Annotated in this window: 18 protein-coding genes and 1 pseudogene; 4 read left to right on the top strand and 15 right to left on the bottom strand. The window is 59.9% G+C overall.

Features of this window, described 5'->3' with window-relative positions; all coding sequences use genetic code 11:
- Nucleotides 1-78: 78 nt before the first annotated feature.
- Entirely contained in the window at nucleotides 79-513 is a 435-nt protein-coding gene (locus AC07VG_RS01800) for a nuclear transport factor 2 family protein (RefSeq protein ID WP_495000471.1), read from the top strand.
- A 58-nt stretch (nucleotides 514-571) separates the two neighbouring features.
- Nucleotides 572-1,072: a GNAT family N-acetyltransferase gene (locus AC07VG_RS01795; protein WP_495020348.1), complete on the top strand. Its 501-nt coding sequence runs from the start codon at nucleotides 572-574 to the stop codon at nucleotides 1,070-1,072.
- Nucleotides 1,073-1,243: 171 nt separating this feature from the next.
- On the opposite strand, the gene AC07VG_RS01790 is transcribed toward AC07VG_RS01795, so the two are convergent.
- The 6 genes from AC07VG_RS01790 to antA all read right to left on the bottom strand — a co-directional run bounded on the left by AC07VG_RS01790 (nucleotide 1,244) and on the right by antA (nucleotide 9,848).
- Nucleotides 1,244-3,364: a TonB-dependent receptor gene (locus AC07VG_RS01790; RefSeq protein ID WP_495020347.1), complete on the bottom strand. Its 2,121-nt coding sequence runs from the start codon at nucleotides 3,362-3,364 to the stop codon at nucleotides 1,244-1,246.
- Between the two features lie 14 nt (nucleotides 3,365-3,378).
- Nucleotides 3,379-4,590: an MFS transporter gene (locus AC07VG_RS01785; protein WP_495020462.1), complete on the bottom strand. Its 1,212-nt coding sequence runs from the start codon at nucleotides 4,588-4,590 to the stop codon at nucleotides 3,379-3,381.
- The gene (locus AC07VG_RS01780; protein WP_495000474.1) at nucleotides 4,580-6,505 is read right to left on the bottom strand and encodes an IucA/IucC family protein; all 1,926 of its coding nucleotides are present in this window, start codon (nucleotides 6,503-6,505) and stop codon (nucleotides 4,580-4,582) included. Before AC07VG_RS01780 ends, AC07VG_RS01785 begins: the two co-directional genes overlap by 11 nt.
- A gap of 396 nt (nucleotides 6,506-6,901) precedes the next feature.
- Nucleotides 6,902-7,933 (bottom strand): anthranilate 1,2-dioxygenase electron transfer component AntC, encoded by a 1,032-nt coding sequence (antC, locus tag AC07VG_RS01775; protein ID WP_495000475.1) that lies wholly within the window; start codon nucleotides 7,931-7,933, stop codon nucleotides 6,902-6,904.
- Between the two features lie 17 nt (nucleotides 7,934-7,950).
- Nucleotides 7,951-8,442 carry an anthranilate 1,2-dioxygenase small subunit gene (gene antB / locus AC07VG_RS01770; RefSeq protein WP_495000476.1) on the bottom strand — a complete coding sequence of 164 codons (492 nt, stop codon included), beginning with the start codon at nucleotides 8,440-8,442 and terminating at the stop codon, nucleotides 7,951-7,953.
- 2 nt (nucleotides 8,443-8,444) lie between these two features.
- Nucleotides 8,445-9,848 carry an anthranilate 1,2-dioxygenase large subunit gene (antA, locus tag AC07VG_RS01765; RefSeq protein WP_495020346.1) on the bottom strand — a complete coding sequence of 468 codons (1,404 nt, stop codon included), beginning with the start codon at nucleotides 9,846-9,848 and terminating at the stop codon, nucleotides 8,445-8,447.
- 356 nt (nucleotides 9,849-10,204) lie between these two features.
- Here antA and AC07VG_RS01760 point away from each other — a divergent pair, with 356 nt between their 5' ends.
- Nucleotides 10,205-11,212, top strand: coding sequence for an AraC family transcriptional regulator (locus AC07VG_RS01760; protein WP_495020345.1), 1,008 nt, complete (start codon nucleotides 10,205-10,207; stop codon nucleotides 11,210-11,212).
- Between the two features lie 50 nt (nucleotides 11,213-11,262).
- On the opposite strand, the gene AC07VG_RS01755 is transcribed toward AC07VG_RS01760, so the two are convergent.
- The 5 genes and pseudogenes from AC07VG_RS01755 to AC07VG_RS01735 form a co-directional block, all read right to left on the bottom strand.
- Nucleotides 11,263-12,105, bottom strand: coding sequence for a methyl-accepting chemotaxis protein (locus tag AC07VG_RS01755; protein WP_495020461.1), 843 nt, complete (start codon nucleotides 12,103-12,105; stop codon nucleotides 11,263-11,265).
- A 12-nt stretch (nucleotides 12,106-12,117) separates the two neighbouring features.
- Nucleotides 12,118-13,191, bottom strand: a pseudogene (locus AC07VG_RS01750) (Cache 3/Cache 2 fusion domain-containing protein); the annotation flags it as partial.
- Between the two features lie 23 nt (nucleotides 13,192-13,214).
- A complete protein-coding gene (locus AC07VG_RS01745; protein WP_495000479.1) occupies nucleotides 13,215-13,604 on the bottom strand; it encodes a hypothetical protein in 390 nt (129 codons plus the stop codon).
- Between the two features lie 341 nt (nucleotides 13,605-13,945).
- On the bottom strand, nucleotides 13,946-14,878 hold the full coding sequence (locus AC07VG_RS01740) for a LysR family transcriptional regulator (protein ID WP_495020344.1): 933 nt from the start codon (nucleotides 14,876-14,878) through the stop codon (nucleotides 13,946-13,948).
- Between the two features lie 87 nt (nucleotides 14,879-14,965).
- Entirely contained in the window at nucleotides 14,966-15,604 is a 639-nt protein-coding gene (locus tag AC07VG_RS01735) for a Rossmann-fold NAD(P)-binding domain-containing protein (RefSeq protein ID WP_495020343.1), read from the bottom strand.
- Nucleotides 15,605-15,808: 204 nt separating this feature from the next.
- Between AC07VG_RS01735 and AC07VG_RS01730 the strand changes: the two genes are divergently transcribed.
- Nucleotides 15,809-16,714: a LysR family transcriptional regulator gene (locus AC07VG_RS01730; protein WP_495000481.1), complete on the top strand. Its 906-nt coding sequence runs from the start codon at nucleotides 15,809-15,811 to the stop codon at nucleotides 16,712-16,714.
- A 41-nt stretch (nucleotides 16,715-16,755) separates the two neighbouring features.
- Here AC07VG_RS01730 and AC07VG_RS01725 read toward each other — a convergent pair whose 3' ends face one another.
- From AC07VG_RS01725 to AC07VG_RS01710, 4 genes are all read right to left on the bottom strand, one after another.
- The gene (locus AC07VG_RS01725; protein ID WP_495020342.1) at nucleotides 16,756-19,143 is read right to left on the bottom strand and encodes an exo-beta-N-acetylmuramidase NamZ domain-containing protein; all 2,388 of its coding nucleotides are present in this window, start codon (nucleotides 19,141-19,143) and stop codon (nucleotides 16,756-16,758) included.
- Nucleotides 19,095-20,336, bottom strand: a complete 1,242-nt coding sequence (locus AC07VG_RS01720; RefSeq protein WP_495000483.1) for a putative glycoside hydrolase — start codon at nucleotides 20,334-20,336, stop codon at nucleotides 19,095-19,097. Before AC07VG_RS01720 ends, AC07VG_RS01725 begins: the two co-directional genes overlap by 49 nt.
- Before the next feature lie 8 nt (nucleotides 20,337-20,344).
- The gene (locus AC07VG_RS01715) at nucleotides 20,345-21,175 is read right to left on the bottom strand and encodes a polysaccharide deacetylase family protein (RefSeq protein ID WP_495020341.1); all 831 of its coding nucleotides are present in this window, start codon (nucleotides 21,173-21,175) and stop codon (nucleotides 20,345-20,347) included.
- A gap of 264 nt (nucleotides 21,176-21,439) precedes the next feature.
- Complete coding sequence (locus tag AC07VG_RS01710; RefSeq protein ID WP_495000485.1) at nucleotides 21,440-21,865, bottom strand: potassium channel family protein; 426 nt, start codon at nucleotides 21,863-21,865, stop codon at nucleotides 21,440-21,442.
- Between the last annotated feature and the right edge of the window lie 143 nt (nucleotides 21,866-22,008).

The following is a 22,008-nucleotide window of genomic DNA, read 5'->3' as shown; positions in this document are numbered from 1 at the left end:
GTCCCGGCAAACCCTCAATACCCTGGGGCTTGAACGTTGAACGCTATCCAAAACAATAACGATACCGAGGAACGTCAGATGTCCGAACTCAAGCTTCACCCGCAAGCCGCTGCTTCGCTGCAACACTGGCATGAGATGGTCGCGCACGGCGACCTGGCCGCTTTGCCCGAACTGTTGGCGGCGGATGTGGTGTTCCGTTCTCCCATGGCCCATCAACCCTACCCCGGGGTGTTGGTGGTCTCGACCATCCTCGGTACGGTCATCAAGGTCTTCGAGCACTTCACCTATCATCGTGAACTGGTCACGGCTGACGGCCTCAGTGTGGTGTTGGAGTTCAGCGCCGAGGTGGCGGGTCGACAACTCAAGGGCATCGATATGATACGTTTCGACGAGGCCGGCAAGATTGTCGAGTTCGAAGTCATGGTCCGTCCCATAAGTGGGTTGCAGGCACTCGGTGAGGAAATGGGTCGGCGTTTGGCGCCTTATCTGGCGGCCGCCAAGGCCCAGGGCTGAAGTTCACCGCAAGACTGAGAACACGGCAGATTTATTTACGCAAGGAGAGGCGACCCTCATGACAATCGTCAGTGTTCGCAAGCTGGAAAATACCGATATTGAAGCGTTGCTGGCTTTCGAAATCCGTAACCGTGAGTGGTTCGAATCCCAGATTGACGCGCGCGACCCTTCCTTCTACTCGTTGCCGGGGGTAACCGATCATATCGAGCGCTATTTGTCCGATTTTGCTATCGGGGTCTGGCACCCCTTGGTTATCGAGGATTCCAGTGGCGCGATAGTGGGGCGAGCCAATCTGAAAAGCATCAACTCGCCGAAGGGTTCCGCGGAAGTTGGCTATCGGATCGATCAACGCTTCTGCGGGCAGGGACTGGCCACGCTGGCACTCAAGCATCTTATCCAGGAAGCACGGATGCGCTGGCGCCTCACGCAATTGTTGGCCCATGTGTACAAGGACAATATTGGCTCAAGAAGAGTACTTGAGCGGTGTGGATTCCTGGTTGAGCCGAACTCCTGGATGGATCAAACCAGGGACGAAGGTCGATTTATACTTTCGATCTGAACAGTGTTTTTGACCTGCCCCACCATCTTCTTCCAACGCGTAAAGTCCCGGTCGTTCCGGCCGGGTCTTTTACGCGCGATCAGGTGAGGCGATCAGCCAGGCAGGGCCCTACTGGATGGCTGAACCGGCGCCAGCCAATGGTTCTGGACTGACACCTTCGTGGGTGGGGGGTTACCAATCGACCGCGTAGCTCAGGCTCAAGGTCCGACCTTCAGCATTCGGATAGGGCGCGCGGGCGTTGGCCTGGGCGAACATGTTCTGGTAGTTGCGGTTGGCCAGGTTGTAGACACCGCCTTCCAGGCGACCCACCGGCAACGCCACCGAACCCAGCAGGTCGAATAGCGTGTAGCCCTTGATATCGCGGCCGTTGTTGTCCTTGAAGGCCGCGTCGTAGTCCGACAGGCGCATGGCTTGCAGGCGCAGGTTGTAGTCGCCACGGTCATAACCGACGAAGGCCGTGGTCTTGGCCGGGGAAATACGTGTGGCGGGCAAGTCGATCCATTTGCCGTTCTGGTCGGTCTCACCCTTGGCGTAAGCGTAAGTACCACCCACCGACCATTGGTCTGTCACGTTGTAGCTCAGGCTGGTTTCCACACCGCGCACGCGCTCCTTCTGGTTGATCAAGCGCAGTACGCGGTCGTTGGCATCAAAGAACTGGGTGACATCCGAGGTGTTTTCGTAGGCCGTGACGCTGGCCTGCCACTGGTCCCAGTTACCACGCCAACCCAGCTCATAGCTGTTGACCTTGATGGCCTGGGCGTTGAGTTTGTGGATGTCGTAAGTGCTGCTGACGTCACGCAGGAAGCGCTGGATATCCGGAAGGGAAAAGCCCTGGCTGAAGTTGACGAACACATCCTGGTTTTCGTTCAGGTGGTACACCGCCCCGAGGTTGTACAGCGTGTCGTTGTAGTTCAGGGTGCCGCCGGGCAGCGTCGCGCGATTGCCGGTCTGGACAATTTCGCCATAGGCAATGCTGTCGGAAATCTCGCTGTCGATCCATTCGCGACGCACGCCGCCACGCAGGGTCCAGTCGCCGACGTCGTAGGACAGCTGACCAAAAATGGCTTTGGTGGCGGTCGCGACGTCGGGCCCCATTTCAAAGGTGGTGCCGGTCTTGGTGTAGGTCAGCCCATTGACCTTGTACTGATCGCCGCGTTGGCGCGAGGTCTCGTGGTCATAGTCGGCGCCCCAGACCAGTGTGCCGGTGGCCGGGCCGATGTCCGGCATTTTGCTTTCGATCGCCGCCCGCAGACCGTAGACGTCCTGCACGCTATTGTTGTCGGAGATCCCCGCACGGCCCCGTGACAAGTCCGGGAAAAACAGCGCATCGGCACGCCGCCAGTAACTTTCGACCTGCAACCCCTGACCGTGGAAATCCTTGTCGGTGTAGTTGAGGTTGACGGCCTGGTTGTGGGTGAATGGCTGGTCATCCAGCTTCAGACCTTTTACCGCGACGGCGTTGTTGGTGTTGCGCGGGTCCTTGGTGTAGTCGGTGTCCTGTTGGTCCTTGTAGTCCTGCAGCGACAGGCTGATCTTCTTGTCGGTATCCAGCGCGTAGCCGAAACGACCTTGCAGGTCGTAGGTGCGAGTGTCCATGTTGCTGCCCTGGGACGTGTCCTGGGGAATGCGCTTGCCGTTGCCGTCGAACTGGTCGTTGCGTTGCACGGTGTTGGCCGAGACGTACCAGTCCAGCGCGTCCTTGCGCCCCGTTGCGCTCTGGAACGCATCGTAGGCAAAGCCCTTGCGATTGAGGTTGTTGCCGGTGGTCATGCCGATCTTGCTGCTGAATGCCAGTTCCTCGCCCTTGTTGCGCTTGGTGATGATGTTGATGATGCCGCCCGACGCGCCCGCCCCATAGACGCTGCTGGCGCCGGAGACCACTTCGATGCGTTCGATGCTTTCCGGGGCGATGCTGTTGAGCTGGCGAAAGTTGTCTCGCGTCGCGTTCTGGGAAACCCCGTCGATCAGGATCAGCGTGTTGCGCCCGCGCAGGGTCTGGCCAAAGTTGCTCATGCCGCCGGTGGAAGGGGAGATGCCCGGCACCAGTTGGCCGAGGATATCCGCGACCCGTCGTCCGGCACCGGTCTGCTGGCGGATCTGCTCTTCGTTGATCACCTGCACGGAGCCTGGAATCGAGGCAATGCTGGTTTCGCTGCGGGTGGCGGACACCACCATTTCCTGCAGTTGCAGGGTGCCGGGCGCCGCTTGGGCAGGTTCGCTCTGATCGGCCCAGGCCGGTGTACTCAACGAGCCGATAAAGGGCAGCAGGATGGACAGTTGTGTTTTTTTCATTGCTCTTTCTTTATTTAGCCGCGAGGCGTGTTGGTCGATAAAACGGTTGTTTCCGGCGTTTGTGAAAATGCCCGGATGGCGCGGATACCCAGGGCGGCAATGGCGTACGTGACTGCCACCAGCCAGAAGCTCTGCGCCAGGCCGACGATTCCCATGCCGATGCCCCCCATCAAGGCCCCGCACAACGCGCCGGCCTTGGCCGCGCTGTTACCCAGGCCCAGTGCAAAACCTTGCTGGCTGGGGGTAATGGTGTTGGCGATCAGGGTGTAAGCGACGGGTAGCAGTGCGCCTTGCCACACGCCCCAAAGCAGCCGACTGGCAAGAAAGCCCATCCATTCGCTGGCCACGGCGGTAAAGGCCAGGGTCAAGGCACAGGACCAGGCGACCCATTCGATGACGCGCAAGGTGTGCGCGGGCTGATGGCGGTCGAACAGCCGACCCCACAGCGGCGCGGACAAGGCGAGGGTGGCCGCACTGGCGGCATAGCTGGCGCCGATCAACCAACCAGGCGCGTGCAGAACGTCCGCCACGTACAAGGCATAGAAAGGCTGCGGCATCATCCTGGCGGCCTGGATCAGCACGATGACCCCGAGCATGGCTCCCAGCCAACCCTTGGGCAGGGCGGCGTGCGCCGGTTTTTGCTTGTGCGCGATGCGTTGTGTGTCGCTGGGCAAAAACAGGCTGATCACGGCACACAGCAGGCAAATCGCGGTGGCGCTGTAGCACAGCACGGCGAACCCCGAGACATCCATCAGCCAGCCACCCAGCACCGGCCCGGCCAACGAACCAACCGCCGTGGCCGATTGCAGTCGGGCGAGAATCTGCCCGCGGCCGCTGTCGCCGCAGCAGGCCAGTGCATAGGCCTGGGCCGCGGCGATGAACCCGGCCAGCGCCCCTTGCACTACTCGGATGCCCACCAGTAACCAGGGATCGAAGGTGATAGCGGCCAGCGCCTGGCATAGCGCCAACGCCAGCAGCGCCCGAATGATCATCGGTTTGTGGCCGGTCCGGTCGCCCAGTCGCCCCCACAAGGGCGTCAGGATCATCGCCGCCATCATCGGCCCGGCGTACACCAGCGCGGACAGCAGGCCGGTGTACTGGGCATTGTCGGTGCCGAGCAGTTTCTGGATCTGCAAGGGCCAGAACGGGCCGCTCATTTCCATGGCCCCCATGGACACCCACTGGATCCCGACCAGCAACCGCAACGCGGTGCCGTTAGCGGCCATCGGCATTGACGCTCAGCGGGTTGCGCAGGCGCCCGACGATATCGGCGTGACTGTCGAGCAGGCGCATCCGCATGAACGACTTGGCGGGCCAGTCCTGTTCCAGCAAGGCCTGGCGCTCGGTCGCCCAGCGCTGCGGTTCGACCTGATCGCGCAAATTGTCGAAGCACTGACTGACCTGCGTTGCCAGTTCACCCCAGAGCAGGGCCTGGGGGATGTCGAAGTGGCGGGCGCTGAGCAGCACCAGTTCGCCCAGATGACACATGAAGACCGTATGCAGCAGCTTGTCGCGCACGAAGCCGGCGTCGTCATACAGGGTCATCTTCGGATCATGCAGCTCGATGTCCAGGCCCTGTGCGTGCAAGGTCTTGCGGTCGATCCGGATATCACCGAAGTCTCGCAGCAACAGGCGGTTCAGTTGTCCGTCCGCGGCCATGATCATGAAGCTGTTCTGTTGATGGGCCTCGAACGCCACGCCGTAACGCAGGTACATGCCCAGCAGGGCAGGGACCGCAATCGAAGCGTAGTCGTGGAAGAACGAGCGCATGGCGGCGCTGTCGTCCGCGCCCTTTGCCAGGCGCACCCACTGCCGCAACAGCGGTTGCTGGTGCTGGTCGATAGCAAACAGACTGCCGACCGGAATGGCCATTTCACCTGGCTGCAACTGGCTCAGCGGGTTGTCCCGGTACAGCACGGCCAAGTGGCGGGAGCGTTCGTCGTTTGCCGGTTGCGGCTTGAAATGCACACCGAGGCGTTCGGTAACGATGCCGAGAATGTTCTGAATCGCGGGTTCGCGCTGCAGGATGGTTTGCATCAATTGGCTGATGCGCGGGCCCATGCGCGCCGAGCGTGGCGAAACGGTACGCTGCACGCTGGTCAGGCGCAGGGACACCGGCAGCTTGACCATCGGTGCGTCACCACGGCCTTCAGGCAATACGGTGCGGAACGACATGGTCGGATGCGCCGTGAACGCGACGATGTCGGTCAGGATCAGCAAGCGGTCACCGATCTCATTGGCGAAGGTCTGCGGCAGCTCCTGGCGCGCCTGCCAGGGATGGGCCGGCAGCGGCAGATAGTCGCTGGCTTCAAGACCCTGACGCGCCAGTTCAGTGCTCAACTGTTGTGCAGCCTGGGGGAAGTGGCCTTGCCACCACTGCCAGTAATCCACGCTGCCCGCCAGTGATTCGACATGGGCAAACTGGCGGTGCAAGGCGCAGAGGATCACCGGGAAACGAGCCTCGAACTCCGGCGAGAAAGCGATGACCTGTTCCGTGCTCAAGCCCAGTTTGGTTTTGTAGTTGGGGTGCCATGGGTGGCCCAGCGTGCCCCACTGTTCCAGCAGCGAGGTCGGGTTGGCAATGCTCGGCTCATCCTTGAGCCAGCCCAGCAGATTGTCGCCATGTACCGGGTCCATGGACTCATGCAGTTGGCGTGTCCAGCGTTCGTGGAAGGCCAGGCAGAGCGTGTCGTTGGCGAAACTGTCGTCAAGCTCTTCGTTGAGGCGGTTCAGCACCTCGGCGTCGGCGGAAGACTCGAGGCCATTGTTGAGCAGGGTCAGCAGTTCCGAGGGAAACTGGATCTTGTGCGGGGGATGATCGTCGCCGTAAGCCGTGATGTCGCCACGCAGGTCCCAACTGCTCATGCGCCCGGGGAGCAAATGCTCGAAGCACAGGCGGGTTCGGTCAGGAAGGGTCAGCCAGCATCGAGGTGGCTCATCGTATTCGAGAGCGCTGGCCTCCAGCAGGCCTTCGCGAAACAGCGCCTGGATCAAGCGCTGGAAACTGCGTTCGGCGGCAGGCGCGAGGGTGTTGACCAGCGCGTCGAGGGTGATGTGGTGGGTCTGGAAAAGAGGGTTGCCCAGTGCTTCGCTCCAGCGACTTAGCAGGGCTTGCGGTTTCTTGCTGTATTCATTCTTCAAGTCAGACTCCTTGTGCACGGCCTTGAGTGAAAGCACGCGGAGAATAACGAGTAAAAATACGAAAACCAATGATAATCATTGCTATTGGTATCTTAAAATTTACATTCGCTCAAAAAATACGATCATTTTATGGGTTCGGATAAGCGGTTCAAACCCGCGTGTTTCATGGCTTTGAGGGTTTCCAAGTGGTCGGTTGGATCCACCCACGGGGAAGAAGTGTAAAAATTTACTACGTAGAAACGGGACTTCTCTTAGGGTGGGGTTGTGTGGACTGGTCGCTTTGCAAAAGCGTCGCGAGCACCCTCTGACGGCGCTGTCAGAGGCGGTGCTCTGTCGAGGTCGAGTCCGTGCTGGAGGCCTATCTCGAGCAGGTCGGACGCGGGTCAGGGTTAGTGATCAGGTCGCCGAGTTGCTGTCGATAAACTTCTCGTAATACAGATGGAAGCCGTCGATACGTTGCTCGACAAACCAGGTCTTGACCGCCTCGACCATGGGCGGCGGGCCACACAAGTAGATGTCGAACGGGTTGGCGTTCATGGTCTGGCGGTCGAAGTGTTGGGGAATCCGTCCGGTCTTGCCTGGCCATTCTGGCGAGGGCTGGCTAACCACCAAGTGATACTCGAAACCCGCGATGCGCGTTCGATACTCCGCCAGGCGATTCAGTTCGCACAGGTCGGTGTGTTGGTTGACGCCATAGAACAGCTTGATTGGTTGTTGGCATCCGCCTTTGTCGGCGATCTCGTCGAGCATGCCGAGAAACGCCGAAAGCCCCGTGCCACCGGCCACCATCACCAGCGGTTTGTTGACCTGCCGCAGATAGAAACTGCCCAGCGGGGCCTCGAACTCCAGCGCTTGCCCGGGCTCACACCGTTCGCGGATAAAGTTGCTCATCACGCCATCCGGTAGCAGCCGAATAAGGAACCGCAACTGATTGCCCGGGTTGGGCTGGTTGGCGAACGAATAGGAGCGCCAGGCCTCGGTGCCAGGCACCTTCAGGCGCGCGTATTGACCGGGCAGGAAGTCCAGCGGCCGCTCGCTGGAACTGGCGTCGACATGCAGGATCGCCGTGCTGCTGGAAACCTGCTCGACCTTGGCGATGACGGCGTGTAGGCGTTGGGTGGCGCCGGCATTGCACAGGCTTGAATCGAAGTCGAAGTAAAAGGACGCCGCGGACTGCACGCGCGTCTGACACGAGAGCATCTTGCCTTGCGCCAGGTCGGTTTCGCTGAACACTTCGTCGTCGATATAGTCTTGCGTGTACTGGCCGGATTCGCAGCGTCCCTGGCAAGTACCACAGACGCCTTCGCGACAATCCAGGGGAATGTTCACGCCGTTGCGCAGGGCCGCGTCGAGCAACAATTCGTTGGCCTTGACCTCAAAAAACGAGGTTTTGCCATCGGCAAAATTGAAAGCCACTTTGTGGTTCATGTCGGGTACTCCGTGGCTTACAAATGGTAGAAGTCGAGCACCGAATTAATCGTGTCGTTGAGCAGCAGCACATGTTTGCGGGCGATCTTCCAGCTCTCGCCGTCGGGTCGCAGGCGGTAGGTGGCGCGGCCGTAGAATTGCTCGGAGGTGGCCATGCGGTAGTACAGGGTCTGCCAGTTGACCCGGACCTCCAGTTCGTCGTTTTCCAGCGCCGCGATGCGCAGGTTGTTGATCATGTGCAAGGTGCGTGGCATTGGGATGGTCGAGGCGGCCTTGCCAGTGCGCAAGCGGAACACCCGATCTTCCAGGCCGCCGCGGTTGGCGTAGTAGATCAGTGACATGCCCTTCTTCGGGTCAGTGGTGTAGACGTGCTCCGAATCCCATTGCGGTAGGTGGAACTCGCTGTCCTCGCTGAACAGGTCGAGGTAAGCGTCCCAGTCCTGGGCATCGCACAGCTCGGCCTTGCGGTAGAAAAACTGTTCAACACGGTATTGCAGTTGCGAATTCATGATTACACCTCGCGCAGTTGCAGGGGTTGCTCTTCGGCGGCCTTGCGCGCCAGGCCTTCGAGCAAGAAGCGCTGCCAGTTGCCGTGCTGGTTGACGTAGAGCCCTTCGTGGGTGAACTCGGTTCCGGTCAGGACCGGTTGGATGCCGAGGGTCTCGCTGTTGCGGGTGGCCCCCGTGACCCATTGGTCATGGCCACGGGAGATGTCGCTCCAGCGCTCCAGGCGCGCCTGGAAGCCGCGCTGGGCTTCACGGAACTCCACCAGGTCATCGGGGGTGCCGAGGCCGGAGACATTGAAGAAGTCTTCGAACTGACGGATACGGTTTTCGCGATCGGCATCGGACTCGCCCTTGACCCCCAGGCAGAAGCTGTGGATCTCGGTCTTGTTCCAGGCCAGCGGACGAATGATCCGCAGCTGCGAGCTGATCTGGTCGAGGAAGAACATGCTCGGGTAGACATTCAGGTTGCGCAGGCGATGCATCATCCACTCGGCCCTGTCCTGACCATATTCTTCGACCAGGCGCGGCATGATGCTGGCGTAGCCGGGGCGCACCGCCGGGTTGGGCATGTCGCTGAACAGCAGGCTGTGGCCGTTGTTGAAGGAGAACCAGCCGTCGTCGGTCTCGGCATCGCCGGCACCGAGCTTGCTGTAGTCCAGGGTGTCGCTCGAGGCGCTGCCTTTCTCGGCGTTGACCTGCTGGCGATGCTGCACCGTGGCGACGTAGTTGTAATGCACGGTGCTGACGTGATAACCGTCCAGGCCGTTTTCGTTCTGCAGCTTCCAATTGCCGTCATAGGTATAGGACGACTTGCCGGGCAGCACTTCCAGCTCGCCGCTGGCCGATTGCGCGACCATCATGTCGAAGAACACCTTGGCGTCGCCCAGGTAGTCTTCCAGGCTGTCGCCGCCGTCGACGTCCAGGCTGACGAAGACGAAGCCCTTGTAGCTTTCGATACGGGCTTTTTTCAGGCCGCGGTTGGCCTTGTCGAAACTCTCGGGATATTCACCCGGCGCCTTGACCTTGACCAGGCGGCCATCGCTTTTGTAGCACCAGGCGTGGAAGGGGCAGGTGAAGGTCGACTGGTTGCCCTTGCCGACGCGGGTCAGGGTCGTGCCACGGTGCTGACAGGCATTGATCAGGGCGTTGAGCCGGCCTTCGCCGTCGCGGCTGATGATCAGTGGCTGGCGCCCGGCACGCAGGGTCATGAAGTCATGCTTGTGGGCGATCTCGCTTTCGTGACAGGCGTAGATCCAGTTCTTTTCGAAGATCAGTTCCATCTCGAGATCGAACAATTCAGGTTCGGTGAACATTTCCCGGGCGATACGGTAGATGCCCTCCACCGGACGGAAGTCCAGGCAACCCTGGATGAAGGTCTGCCATTGGGCGACGCTTTTTGAATAATGCATAAGTCGGTACCTGTTTCATCGGGTGAATCGGTACACGTATTAAGAGTCGGCGCAGACCTTCGGTCTATCCGCATAGTTGGCGAAGACAGTCCGGAAATTTTGCGCGTCTGTCCGGCGTGCGACATTCAACCGTCCCAGCCATGGACGTAGCCGGTAATCGCACAGTAAATAGCGCAAACCAGACCGTCCATTCAGCGGGTGGCGCCCGCGTACTGCCGGTTGTGTAAGATGACCGAAGACTATCCGGAACATCGTCGGGTGCTTGTTGGCACCCGGTGATGGCATGGAGCTTGCGTCCGGACAAGCCAGCGCGCCGTCAGAGCCCGTATCGAAAATAGCCTTGTTGAGTAACGCCGATGAGTAGCAAGCCCGACTATCATTTCCGTGACATCCATGCCGATCACTTCGACCTGGCTGGGGCGCACTCATGGATGTCGACGATCTGCGGCCCACATTTGCTTCATGCGAGCAAACCCAACAGCATCCAGTTCCACCACAGTGGCAACGTGCTCAAGTCGATGTCGACCACCCTGGGCATCATCGAGTACGGCACTGATGTCACGGTGGGGGTTACCGACGTCGACAGCTTCAACAGCTACAGCCTGAGCTTGCCGTTGAGTGGTGAGCAGGAGCTGAGTCGGGGCGGGGAGCTGTTGCGCTCTGATCGCGACCATGGCGTCATCGTTTCGCCCAACGAGAGTCAGCAATTGAGTATCACCGGCGACTGTCGCAAGCTGCAGGTGGTGATCACCCGCAGTGCCATGCGCAAGACCCTGGAAGACATGTTGCAGCATCCCTTGGGCACCACCCTGCGTTTTGAGCCCGAAATGGATGCGGTGACCGGGTCGGTTGCCTCCTGGTGGCGCACGGTCAAGCACTTCATCGAAGAGATGGAGCGCAGTGAGCTGTACGGCCAGTTGCTGTTCAATCGTGACCTGGAGAGTGCCTTGCTCAAGGGCCTGATCCTGTCCCAACCGCACAACTATTCTGCTGAGCTACGCGAGCGTCTGGGGGTGAAACTGCCGCATTACCTGGTGCGTGCCAAGGACTTCATTCATGCCCATGCCCGTGATGCCCTCAACCTTGACGATATCGAAGCCGCCGCCGGGGTGTCGCGGTTCAAGCTGTTCGAAGACTTCAAGAAATACTTCGGAATGTCACCCATGGCTTACCTGAAGAAATATCGCTTGATGGGTGTCCGCCAGGAAATCCTCGAAGATCGTTCTGCCCACAATATTTCGGTGATCGCAATGGGCTGGGGCTTCAGCCATCTGGGGCGCTTTTCCTGCGAATACCGCAAGCTGTTCGATGAGACGCCGAGCATGACCCTGCAGCGGGTCGATGCCCGGCGTGACCGGTCTTGATGAGCGTAACCACACCCCGGGTGTTCGGTCCTTGCTGCCGATAAGATGGCTCACAACGTGAACAGGTCAACCGTTGCCTGTAGTGAGTTGGACGAGGCTTGTAACTGCCTGGATGCTTGCGCGACTTGCTGGACGGCGGAGGTGTTTTTCTCAGAGAGGGTCGCCATATCGGCCACATTGATGGCTATTTCATGATTGGCCGCGTTTTGCTGCTCAAGCGCTGTGGAAATGCTATTGACGGCATCCACGACCTGTTCGGAGCAAGCGCTGATCTCATTCACGGCACGTCCTGCCTCACCAGCCATTTCGACACCCGAGTTGGCACGGTCCTGCCCCTGTTGCAGGGTCTCCACCACCTGTTCCGTTCCCGATTGGATGGAGTCAATCATTGTGCTGATTTCCACCGTGGACCTGGCGGTGCGCTCGGCAAGTTCGCGCACTTCATCGGCGACTACTGCAAAGCCGCGCCCGTGTTCACCGGCACGTGCGGCTTCAATGGCCGCGTTGAGTGCAAGCAGATTGGTTTGTTCGGCGATGGATTTAATGACGCCGACAATGATCGAAATCCTGGAAGAGTGCTGCCCAAGTAAGGTTATTCGCTCGGAAGATTGGCCGACGCTATCGGCGATGTTGTGCATTTCTGCCGAAGCCTTCTCCACCACGACACCGCCGAACCTGGCTTTGTCGCCAGCGTCTTGAGCCAAGGCAAAGGATTCGCGGGCCTTGACCGCGACATGTCCGATACTGGTGCTCAACTCTTCCAACGCGGCGGCGGCGGACGCCGCCGCGCCACTCTGTTGCGCCGATTGAGCGGCCACCTCTTCGGCGGAGGAAGAAAGTGAAGACGACAGAGTGGAAATACCTTGGGCATTATCCGCGATGTTTCCGATCATCTGGCGCAATGACGTCTGCATATTGCTCAGTGAGCGGACCAGGTCGCCAATTTCATCGTTACGTAAGGTGATTGGCGGCGGTGATGACAAATCTCCCGCCGCGATCTTGCGAGCAATCGATACCGCCTGGTTCAGGGGCGTGACGACCAGCGAGCGCGACAGCCAGAAAACCAGGCCCATCAACGCGCCCGACAGCGCCAAGCCAATAGCCGTCACTTGGATAATTTGATTTTTTACTGCAACACGCACCTCATCCTCGGGGTAAGCGGCAATGATAGTGAATCCCCAAGGGGAGAACATCTCACGCTTCACGACCCAGCCATTCAGGTTGCCGCCTGCAACCCGTTGGACGGTATCCAATGGAACACTTTGCGACTGAAAGCGCACATTGCCTTTGTCGTCCAGCAACGCGACGAAGCCGCCGTTCAGTATGTGGCTTTTGGCAATGGATGCCTGCAAGGCTTGCATGTCGACTTTGTAACCCACATACCAGATGCCCACCGTCTGTTTCTGGTCGTCCAGAATCGGTTCGTACCCTGTCAGATAGGGATTGCCCAGGATATCGACTTGCCCATAGAACGCTTGGCCTTTTCGAATAGCGGCGCTCGGCAATCCATTGGGGTCCAGTAGCGTGCCAATGGCACGCCTTCCCTCGAACTGCACATTGGTACTGATACGGACAAACTCGCTACCGGCCTTGGAGAATAAAGTAGCCGAGCCGCCCTGACTTGACGTCACGCGGTCAACCAGTTCGAAGTTGTTCGTCTGTGCCTGACCGCCCAGAAGGAGCTCGGGAACCATCCGGCCACTGAGGGCGATGGGGTCACCTTGATAGGGCGCACGCAGATATTGACCTTGCTCCATCAGCAACTTCATCGATCCTTTTACCCGTTCCATCACGAGCGTATCGGTGACGTTGAGGACGTGTTGCATGCTCGAGAGCTGTTCCTGCATTTTGTCTTGCGCGGACTGTTCGATGTCATGGCTCGTTTTTGCAGAAATGACGGCGACAAGAACAAGTGTGGTAAACGCCACAATGGCGAAAACAGGGAAAACGAACTTCAATTGGAGGCTACGAGAAACCATGGGACATCCACTCGGTGGTGTTTTTATGGGGTGAGCAGGCGCGGTGTTTTAGCACAGCGGGTGGTTGTGCTTAGCGTGTTTGTTAACGATTTTTTCAGCTCGCTGAGCAGAATCATTTCTTCCCATCTGTCCATGTGCAAAATGCCCGTGCGCGGGTTTGTGAGCTCCAGTTGCCAAGCCAGCAAGTTGCAGCATTTTCTAAGGGCTTGCAGCGTAGGGCCGTTCATTTTTTTTTTGATTCTGGGTGTGTTGATTAACGTGTAGAGTTCCAGGCAGAAGCGATTGATCGAAACGAATAGTGCAGTGTCGGCCGACAGGGCTAACCACCTGATATGCCGGATCAAACATTGGGTGGCATCGGAATCGCAGGGGATCAATTCGAGATGGCTCAGGCATTCTTGTATATCGATCATTCGCGTTCGCGAGTCCGTTAACGATTGCCGGATCGATAGATGGCGCGGATTCCAAGACATGATGTGCTCTTATGACAACCCATTAAAAGTGATCTGAACTCTTTACCGTCTGACGGGGGTGCTCGTGGATGGGGTGAATCGACGTGTTCGCAATTTAAATAGTTCGGTTGGACTGTCGAGTAACGCCTGGCACTTAACATACATCCTTGAATGTATGTAGGTTATCTACAATACGGATGGATTTAAAATACATAAAAAATCGATCTCGATATTTTAAAGATATCGAGTTTACGCTGTCGCTCAGCCGGGTTGAGCGGACGGCGTTATCAGGCATGGGGCGTTCAGCTCATGGCGATACGTTTTGCCAGATTGATGAAGTTGTACAGGATCGGTCCTTGCTCTTCATGCCGGCAAATCAGGGTGATCGGTGCGACCAGTTGTGGCTGGGCGTTGATGCGGCAGTAGACCACTGACTTGCGATGAAACCCGTTCATCGACGCGGGCACAATGGAAACCCCCGCCCCGGCGGCCACCAGGCTGATATTGGTCAGCATGTGTTCGACTTCGAAGGCAACCTTGGGTGTGAAGCCGGCGTTTTCGCAGGCCTCGATCAGCTTTGAATACATTCCCGTGGTGCCACTGCGTCGAACGAGAATGAACGGCTCATCAGCCAGGTGCTTGATCGCGATGACAGGCATCGACTCGTCGCCGCCCGCCGTGTTTTTTTTACCTGTGCACTTCAATAACCGGTGCCCGATCGGAAGGACCAGCAGCATGTCCTCCTCGAGCAATTGATAGAAGGTCATTTCGTAGGGCCGGCTTACGGGCACACGGAGGATACCGACGTCGAGCTTGTGCTGGACCACATCGTCGGTCAGTTCCCGGGCACTGCCCTCATTGAGCAACAGGCTGACACCTGGATACGCCTCGCGATAGGCGCGGATGATGCAGGGAGTCAAGTGGTGCGCAGCGGCTGAACAGGTGAAGCCAATCGACAGCGTTCCCTCATACCCTTGGGCGACCTTGGCCGAACGCCGTGCGGCGTCCGCGACCCGGTTGAGAATATCCCGGGCTTCCTGAAGGAAAATCAGCCCTCCGGGCGTCAGGTCGACGCCTTTGGGATGACGTCGAAACAGATCGAATCCCAGCTCCTTTTCCAGGGAGCGAATCTGCTGACTGAGCGGTGGTTGTTGTATGTTCAGTCGAACGGCTGCTCGAGTGAAATGCTGTTCCTCGGCGACCATCAGGAAGTACCGCAAATGTCGAAGTTCCATAGCGCCCTGAAAAATTCGGATCGATCGAGAGGCTCCGGGTAAAGAGCGCCAATAAGAGCCGACCAAACGACGTCGGTCGGCGCGCGGTCACACAAGGTCTCTGGAGGTGAGCCTGCGCTCGCCGGGTACCCTGGACAGCACGGCATCGATCAGCGCCTTGGCAATATTGGCGGGAGGGTTGACCCACAGACCTCGCGGCAATATCGGCTGAAGCAGGGCGGCCATGGGAAGTATCAAGCGTTCGGCAAGACGAAACTCCTCACGGCGGCCACCGATCATTCCCGGACGAATAATCGTCAATGAGGGGAACCCGATGCGCCGGATATCCCGTTCCAGCTCACCTTTAGTCCGGCAGTAGTACAGGGGGATGGAGAGAGAAGCCCCTGGTGAAGAGATCAGTGCGCAAACCTTCGCCCCTAGCGCCAAGGCCAGTTCTGCGAACTTGATCGGCAACAGGTAATCGACTTGTCGAAACGCCTCCTTCGAACCGGCCTTCGCGATGGTTGTTCCCATCGCGCAGATCATGGCGTCAATCGGCCCTTTGGCGAGATCCACCAGTACCTGGCCTAAATCCTCTGACACTGGGTTATAGAGCTTGGGATGCGCCGGGAGGGCCTTGCGCGTGGGTGCGATAACCTGCTCGATACGCTCGTTTTCCAGGGCTTGCTGAAGCACGTTACGGCCAACCTGGCCCGTCGCCCCAAGAATCAATAGCGTCATCGTCATCGTCGTTGTCTCTTGTTCTGAGGGCCGCAAGCCCCGGTGGTGTGGGAGAGGGGGGCTGGGGCTACGCGCCGCGAGCTCCATCGTTGCAAATAGCGCAAGGGTTGCAATCGGGCGCAATGATGGACTGTTTTTATGAGGAGATAATTACGTAAAAATAGGCTATATAATTCCATTTACTACAACTATCAGACGTCGTACTTTTCGATGGATCGATTCCAAGAGATGCAGGTTTTTGTGCGAGTCGCCGATCGCCAGAGTTTCACCGCCGCGGCGGAAGATCTGCGGATCCCTCGGGCCACGGTTACCAACCTGATCAAGCGGCTGGAGTTGCGCATTGGCGTGCGCCTGCTGGAGCGCACGACGCGGCAGGTGCGCCTGACCCACGACGGTGAGGCTTACTATCATCGTTGCGTGCGTTTGCTGACGGATCTGGAGGAAGCGGAAACCTCCTTTAGCGATGTCCGCCCAAAGGGCCTGCTGCGAGTGAATCTGCAAGGCACCCTGGCCAAGCACTTCGTGATGCCGGCGTTGAGAAATTTTCTGGTTCAATACCCCGATATCACCCTGCACCTGAGCGAGGACGATCGGCTGGTCGACCTGGTGCGTGAGGGGGTGGACTGTGTGTTGCGTGCCGGTTCACTGCAGGACTCTTCGATGATTGCCCGGCGCGTGGCACGTATGGAGCAGGTCACGGTGGCCAGTCCGGACTATTTGCAGTGTCACGGTGAACCTGTCGACCTCGACGACCTGCGTTCCCATGTAGCGGTGAGCTATGTTTCCAGTGCCACCGGCAGGCCCCTCGGGCTGGACTTCAAGGTTGGCAATGAAGTCGTCGAGATCGACCTGTGTTCTATCGTCTCGGTAACGGGGGCCGACCTCTACACGGGCGCCGCACTCTGCGGGCTGGGGTTGGTGCAAGTGCCGCGTTATCGGATCGAGAGGGAACTGGCCGAAGGTCGGTTGAAAATCATATTGCCCGGTTTCGCGCCGCCGCCCATGCCCGTGACGGTGCTCTATCCGCAGAGCCGACAGCTGTCCTCTCGCGTACGTGTTTTCGCCCAGTGGCTGGGCCAGTGCTTTGAGAATGCCCCCTACGCCGTGCGTGACTGAAATCGGGCCTGAGGCCAGGATGGGTTCGGTACGCCCACAGCTCAGTAGCGCAAACTCTCCCGCCGCAGTCGCGCGAAGCGCTCTAGCGCGCTGGCGTCGAGCGCTTGCGCGGCGTCCGCCGACGCGCCGTCGCGAATCGCTTGCCAGACCTTTTGTGAGCCGATCGACGCGCGGGTTGCGGTCAGATCGAAGGTGTCGGGATAGAGCCCGTGCAGTGTCGCGAGCAGCGCCAGACCGAGGCTGGCGATGGGGCGTGGCGCGGCGCTCGCGTTGCGCACGATGCTGACGCCATGACAGAGCTGACCGCGCCAGGTTGACTCGGTCGGGACGAAGTCGACCGGCTCGAAATGCGCGCCGGTATCCAGTGCATTCAGCGCGTTGGCGAGCCGGGTCGCATCGATCCACGGCGCGCCGATCCATTCGAATGGATGGGCTGTGCCACGGCCCACGCTCAGATTCGCGCCTTCGAGCAAAGCGACATCCGGGTACAGATCCAGTTGGGGCAGCGTGCGCAGGTTCGGCGAGGGCGGCACCCAGCCCAGACCGGTGTCGGCGAAGGTCATCGCGCGTTGGTATCCCTGCATCGGCACGACGCGCAGATCCGCCCCGATGGGCTTGTTGCGGTTGAACAGGCTCGCCAGTTCGCCGACTGTCATGCCGGGCAGCAGCGGCGCCTGGAAATAGCCGGTGAAGGATTCGTGGCCGCTGTCCTGTAGCGGTCCGCCGAAGCGCTGTGCACCCAGCGGGTCGGGTCGGTCCAGTACAAACAGCGGGATGCCACGGGCCGCCGCGGCTTCGAGTGCGTAGCCCAGTGTTGTCTCGTAGGTAAAGAAGCGCACGCCGGCATCCTGGATATCGAAGACCAGCGCATCCAATCCGCGCAGCGAGCCGGCCGGGAAGCGCTGTGTCGCGCCGTAGAGGCTGTGGACGGTGAGGCCCGTCGCCGGGTCGACTACGTCGCCGACGGGCTCGTCCAGATCGCTGTTCAGCCCATGTTCCGGCGAGAACAGCGCGGCCAGCGTGACGCCTGGCGCGTGGGCGAGTACATCGACGGTGCGTCGGCCGCTGGCGTCGAAACCGCTGCGATTGGTGAGCAGGCCGACGCGCAGGCCGGCGAGCGGCGCAAATTGCTCCGCTTCAAGCACGTCGATACCGGTTTGCACAGGACCGGTCGACGTCGGCAGACGCTCGGCGGCACGCAGCGCCGGCCATGCCGAGGGTTGCAACCGGCCGATTTGTGCGACGCTTGCCGGCGTGCCCCGGCTTGCCAGCAGCGCGAGCAACTGCGCCCGCAGCGGGCGGGCATCACCACGGTCGTTCGGATACACGCGGTTGCTCAGGATCACAATGAACTGGTGTGTCAGCTGATCGATCCACAGGCCCGTACCGGTGTAGCCGGTGTGACCGATCATGCCGATCGGCGGTAGACGATCACGGTTCGGCACCAAGGGGGCGTCCAGTTCCCAGCCAAGTCCGCGCCAGGGCAGGCTCGCGAGCGGCGAGGCGGCCGTGGCGAGCGCGCTGATGCTCTGCGGCCGGAGGATCTGCTTACTGCCCGCGTGTCCGTCGTTGAGCAGCATCTGCGCGAAGCGGGCGAGGTCGTCCGCCGTGGAAAACAGCCCGGCATTGCCGGAGACACCCCCCATCCATTGGGCTGTCGGATCGTGCACCTGACCTTGGCGCATGCCGGCCTTGTCCGGGGTTGTCGGGGCGCTGCGTGCCGCTCGCCCGGCATCCGGCAGAAAGAGTGTGTCACGCATACCCAGGGGGCCGAAGATATGAGCCTGGCCATAGGCGTCAAGGGGAAGGTGGCTGATACGCTGGACCAGTTCGCCGAGGACCACGAAATTCAGGTCGCTGTAGATAACGCGCTCACCCGCCGCGCTGCGCGGACGTTCCGCGGCGATCGCCTCCAATACACCCGCGCGGCCTGGATGTACCGGCGGTGCGGGCAGGCCTGGGGGTAGCCCGGAAGTGTGCGCCAGCAGGTCATGCACGGTCACCGTGTCCTTGTCGTGCGCCGCGAAGGCTGGCCAATAACGCGCGACAGGGGCATCCAGGTCGATGAGCCCCGCTTCGGCCAGTTGCATGATCGCCGTGGTGGTGGCGATAACCTTGGTCAGCGAGGCGAGATCGAACTCGGTGTTCAGCGTCATCGGCTCAGGGGTCAGTAGGGTCGCGCGTTGCCCAAAGGCTTGGCGATAGAACACATGGCTGGCGTCCCCGATCAGCACCACGGCCCCTGGAATACGCCCAGTGGCGATTTGCCCCTCGACGATCCGCGCGGCTTGCAGGCGCGTTGCCGCATCGAGATCGACGGCCCCGCTGATCGGCGTCGTCAGCATGGCGGCCAGCAGCGCCGAGCATTTCAGGGTGCCGATCAACGTGGCGGCAAATCGGCGGCGTTGTAGTGATTGTGCGGGTTCCATAACATCCATCCATCGCTGTCGGCGGCCTCGGCGGCCTTTATTTGCGCACTGATTGCCGCGGCGTCAAATACGCGATGATCGAACGCATAATCGCGAAAGGCCTGCAGCCATGGGCGAAAGCGCACTCCCGGTAGCTGGCTACGCTTTACCGCCTCCGCCAGGGAGCGCCTGACGATCTGGCCGGGATCGCTGACGGGGTCGCTCAGGCCCGGCAGGCCCCAGGTGAAGCCGGACGGGTAGAGCATCGGTGAAATATAGTCGAGCGGTGTACCGAGCATTTCGAGTTGCTGGCCGATGGCGGTGTCGTCGAGATTCCAGCAAACGTAGCCGAAGATGTCCGCGGAGATAAAGACGTTGTAGGGCGCGAGTCGTGTGCGTGCAGCCTGCAGGAAACCGACAATCGCCGCAGTCCGGTTGCGCCGGGTGTTCGAGAGGGCAAAGCGCAGCCCGCCCTTGTCGGGAAAGCGCACATAGTCGAACTGGACCTCGTCGAAGCCCATCCGCGCCGCCTCTTCGGCGACATCGAGATTGTGCTGCCAGACTTCATGGGAAAACGGGTCCATCCATTGCAATTTCTCGCTATCGCGCCATGGCGTGCCTTCCACGGTGTGCACGCTCCACTCCGGATGCGCGCTGGCGAGCGGGTCGTCCTTGAACACCACGATGCGCGCGATCAGGTACAGGTGTTGCGCATGCAGCCTGGCCAGCAACGCCGGAAAGTCCCGTACTTGCGGTGCACGCTGGGTCAGCTGGGCCACGGCAGCGATCTTCTCGCGGGCCACGCTGTGATAGGGCGTCAGGCCGCGGTCGCCCTTGACGTCGATCACCAAGGCATTGATGACCGTGCTCTGGGCCAGGCTGACTGCCTGGTTGCGCAGGGTCGTGTTGGTTACGCCGAATACCGACAGATAGAGCGCTTTTGCTCGAAACGGGGTCAGCGCCAGGGTCACTGGCGTTTCGTCGGGCACCTGTGCCTCGCTGCGCAGATAACCGGGGGCGCGGGCGCTCACGCCGGTGACCGGCAGGGAGGTCGTGAAGCGCCCGTTGTCATCGGTGCGCAGTACCTCGGTGGCAGTCGTGATTATTGCGTTGGCGATCGGATGCTGGGTGCTTGAGTCGAGCACCACGCCGCTGACGGCCAGGGCATTTTGTCCGGTCAGCAGGGTGGCGATGGCAAGCAGTGCCGCGATCATGCAACACCTCAATCGCTGCTGGAGGGGCATTGCCGGTTCTCCGTTGCGGGCATCGGCAGCGAGTCCGGTTCGCCGAGCAGGTGCGCGAATGCGTGGGCGCCATAAGCATCGATCATCAGGAAGCGCGGCAGTGCCAGTAGCGGTGCGTGCCGGTCCGCCTTGCGGGCATCGAGGGTGAAGGCCGCGACGTAGTGCTCCTCGGCGGCGAGGGCGAGCAACTCGTCGTCGTAGATGCCGTAGGGCCAGGCGAGCATGTCAATATGCGCGCCCGTTTGTGCTTCGAGACGGCGACGTGAATTGTCCAGTTGTGTGCGGACGAACTGCTGGAAATCCGCAGGGGTACGCTGTCTGCGCTCGACCTTGAAGTTGGGGTGCCAGTAGGTATGCGATTGGATGTCGAACAGCCCGGTCTGTTTCAACGTTCGCAATTGCTCCCAGGTCAGTGCATAGGAGGCGTTCGAGATCGCCGATGGATAGATGAACAGCGTGATCGGAAATTGATCGCGCAGCACAATGGGCAGCAGCTTCTCGAATACCGAACGATGCCCGTCGTCCACGGTGATCACCACCGGTTTGTCCGGTAACCTCGCATTGGAATCGCGCAACCAGTCGATGACCTCACGCAGCGGTACGATGTGGTAACCATGCTCGTGGAGAACGCGTAACTGGGTCTCGAAGGTGCGCATGCGCACTGTCATCGAGTCGTCCGCAGTCTCCGAAAAGCGGTGGTAAACGAGGATCGCGACGTGGGGCTCGGTAGTGGGCGTGGAGCCATCCGCACCCCAGGCAAATCCGCAGAGACTGGCCAGTACCACAGACAGCATGAATTTTGCGCACATGCCAGTGCTCCTGCGCGAGTCCTTGTCACTCGCGTTATCCGCCTCGCGACAGCGCGGCGTATCCAGTGTGTGTCGTCTATGGCTGCGGCCATATGATGCAAATCAAATCCGTGCCACAGGGAACGCTCCGGAGTGCTGATTTGATCTACCTCAAGGTTAGTTCATCGTTGATGGGCGACGGTGTAAAGCGACGGTTACTAGCAAATGCGTTGAGCGATCAAACCTGACTTTTTCATCTCCAGAGCCTGACAGTGGCCTCGAGGGTTATTTGTTCTTCCAGTATTTCTGCATTTCGAGAAACAGAAACGAGGCCGTCCAGGAAATCAGCACCAGGCCGGTCAATCCCTGCAACCCGGTCAGGTACTTGAGGTGGCCGACGGGGGAAATGTCGCCGAAGCCGATCGTGGTGTAAGTGGTGAAGGAGAAGTACACGCAGTCCATGAACGAACCATCGAACGGGCCCACCAGGCTTCCCCATTTGCCGGAACTGACCATCAGGTAATAGACCAGCGCGAAGCACCAGACTTCTGCCGCGTGGGCCACCAGCGCACCGAATACCCCGACGACCAGCCTGAAACGATTCCAGAGTTTGAGTCGGGGCAGCCAGTCGTTCAACCGTAACAGGCATTCGTAGTGGATCACCACGACGACGATGACTACCAGTGTATTGATCAGGGTGACCGCCAGCATGGCCGACCTCCAGCAATAGAGGAAAAATGATCGCCTACCGTCCTCACGCCTGGTATCGATCAGTACTTTCTACGCTTGGGCATCGAAAAATAATTGAGCTAAATCAACAGTGCCTTTGGCCGGTCGATAGATGGCCATTTGTT

The organism is Pseudomonas sp. GW821-FHT03C07, assembly GCF_059420925.1.
The sequence above is the reverse complement of the archived record's forward strand: the minus strand, read 5'-3'. Positions and strand labels throughout refer to the sequence as shown.

Bases quoted from the DNA above. Each gene is read 5' to 3' on its own strand.
- AC07VG_RS01800 (WP_495000471.1), top strand. From the start codon at position 79: ATGTCCGAACTCAAGCTTCACCCGCAAGCCGCTGCTTCGCTGCAACAC.
- AC07VG_RS01795 (WP_495020348.1), top strand. From the start codon at position 572: ATGACAATCGTCAGTGTTCGCAAGCTGGAAAATACCGATATTGAAGCG.
- AC07VG_RS01790 (WP_495020347.1), bottom strand. From the start codon at position 3,364: ATGAAAAAAACACAACTGTCCATCCTGCTGCCCTTTATCGGCTCGTTG.
- AC07VG_RS01785 (WP_495020462.1), bottom strand. From the start codon at position 4,590: ATGGCCGCTAACGGCACCGCGTTGCGGTTGCTGGTCGGGATCCAGTGG.
- antC (WP_495000475.1), bottom strand. From the start codon at position 7,933: ATGAACCACAAAGTGGCTTTCAATTTTGCCGATGGCAAAACCTCGTTT.
- antB (WP_495000476.1), bottom strand. From the start codon at position 8,442: ATGAATTCGCAACTGCAATACCGTGTTGAACAGTTTTTCTACCGCAAG.
- antA (WP_495020346.1), bottom strand. From the start codon at position 9,848: ATGCATTATTCAAAAAGCGTCGCCCAATGGCAGACCTTCATCCAGGGT.
- AC07VG_RS01760 (WP_495020345.1), top strand. From the start codon at position 10,205: ATGAGTAGCAAGCCCGACTATCATTTCCGTGACATCCATGCCGATCAC.
- AC07VG_RS01755 (WP_495020461.1), bottom strand. From the start codon at position 12,105: ATGATCGGAAACATCGCGGATAATGCCCAAGGTATTTCCACTCTGTCG.
- AC07VG_RS01745 (WP_495000479.1), bottom strand. From the start codon at position 13,604: ATGATCGATATACAAGAATGCCTGAGCCATCTCGAATTGATCCCCTGC.
- AC07VG_RS01740 (WP_495020344.1), bottom strand. From the start codon at position 14,878: ATGGAACTTCGACATTTGCGGTACTTCCTGATGGTCGCCGAGGAACAG.
- AC07VG_RS01735 (WP_495020343.1), bottom strand. From the start codon at position 15,604: ATGACGATGACGCTATTGATTCTTGGGGCGACGGGCCAGGTTGGCCGT.
- AC07VG_RS01730 (WP_495000481.1), top strand. From the start codon at position 15,809: ATGGATCGATTCCAAGAGATGCAGGTTTTTGTGCGAGTCGCCGATCGC.
- AC07VG_RS01725 (WP_495020342.1), bottom strand. From the start codon at position 19,143: ATGGAACCCGCACAATCACTACAACGCCGCCGATTTGCCGCCACGTTG.
- AC07VG_RS01720 (WP_495000483.1), bottom strand. From the start codon at position 20,336: ATGATCGCGGCACTGCTTGCCATCGCCACCCTGCTGACCGGACAAAAT.
- AC07VG_RS01715 (WP_495020341.1), bottom strand. From the start codon at position 21,175: ATGTGCGCAAAATTCATGCTGTCTGTGGTACTGGCCAGTCTCTGCGGA.
- AC07VG_RS01710 (WP_495000485.1), bottom strand. From the start codon at position 21,865: ATGCTGGCGGTCACCCTGATCAATACACTGGTAGTCATCGTCGTCGTG.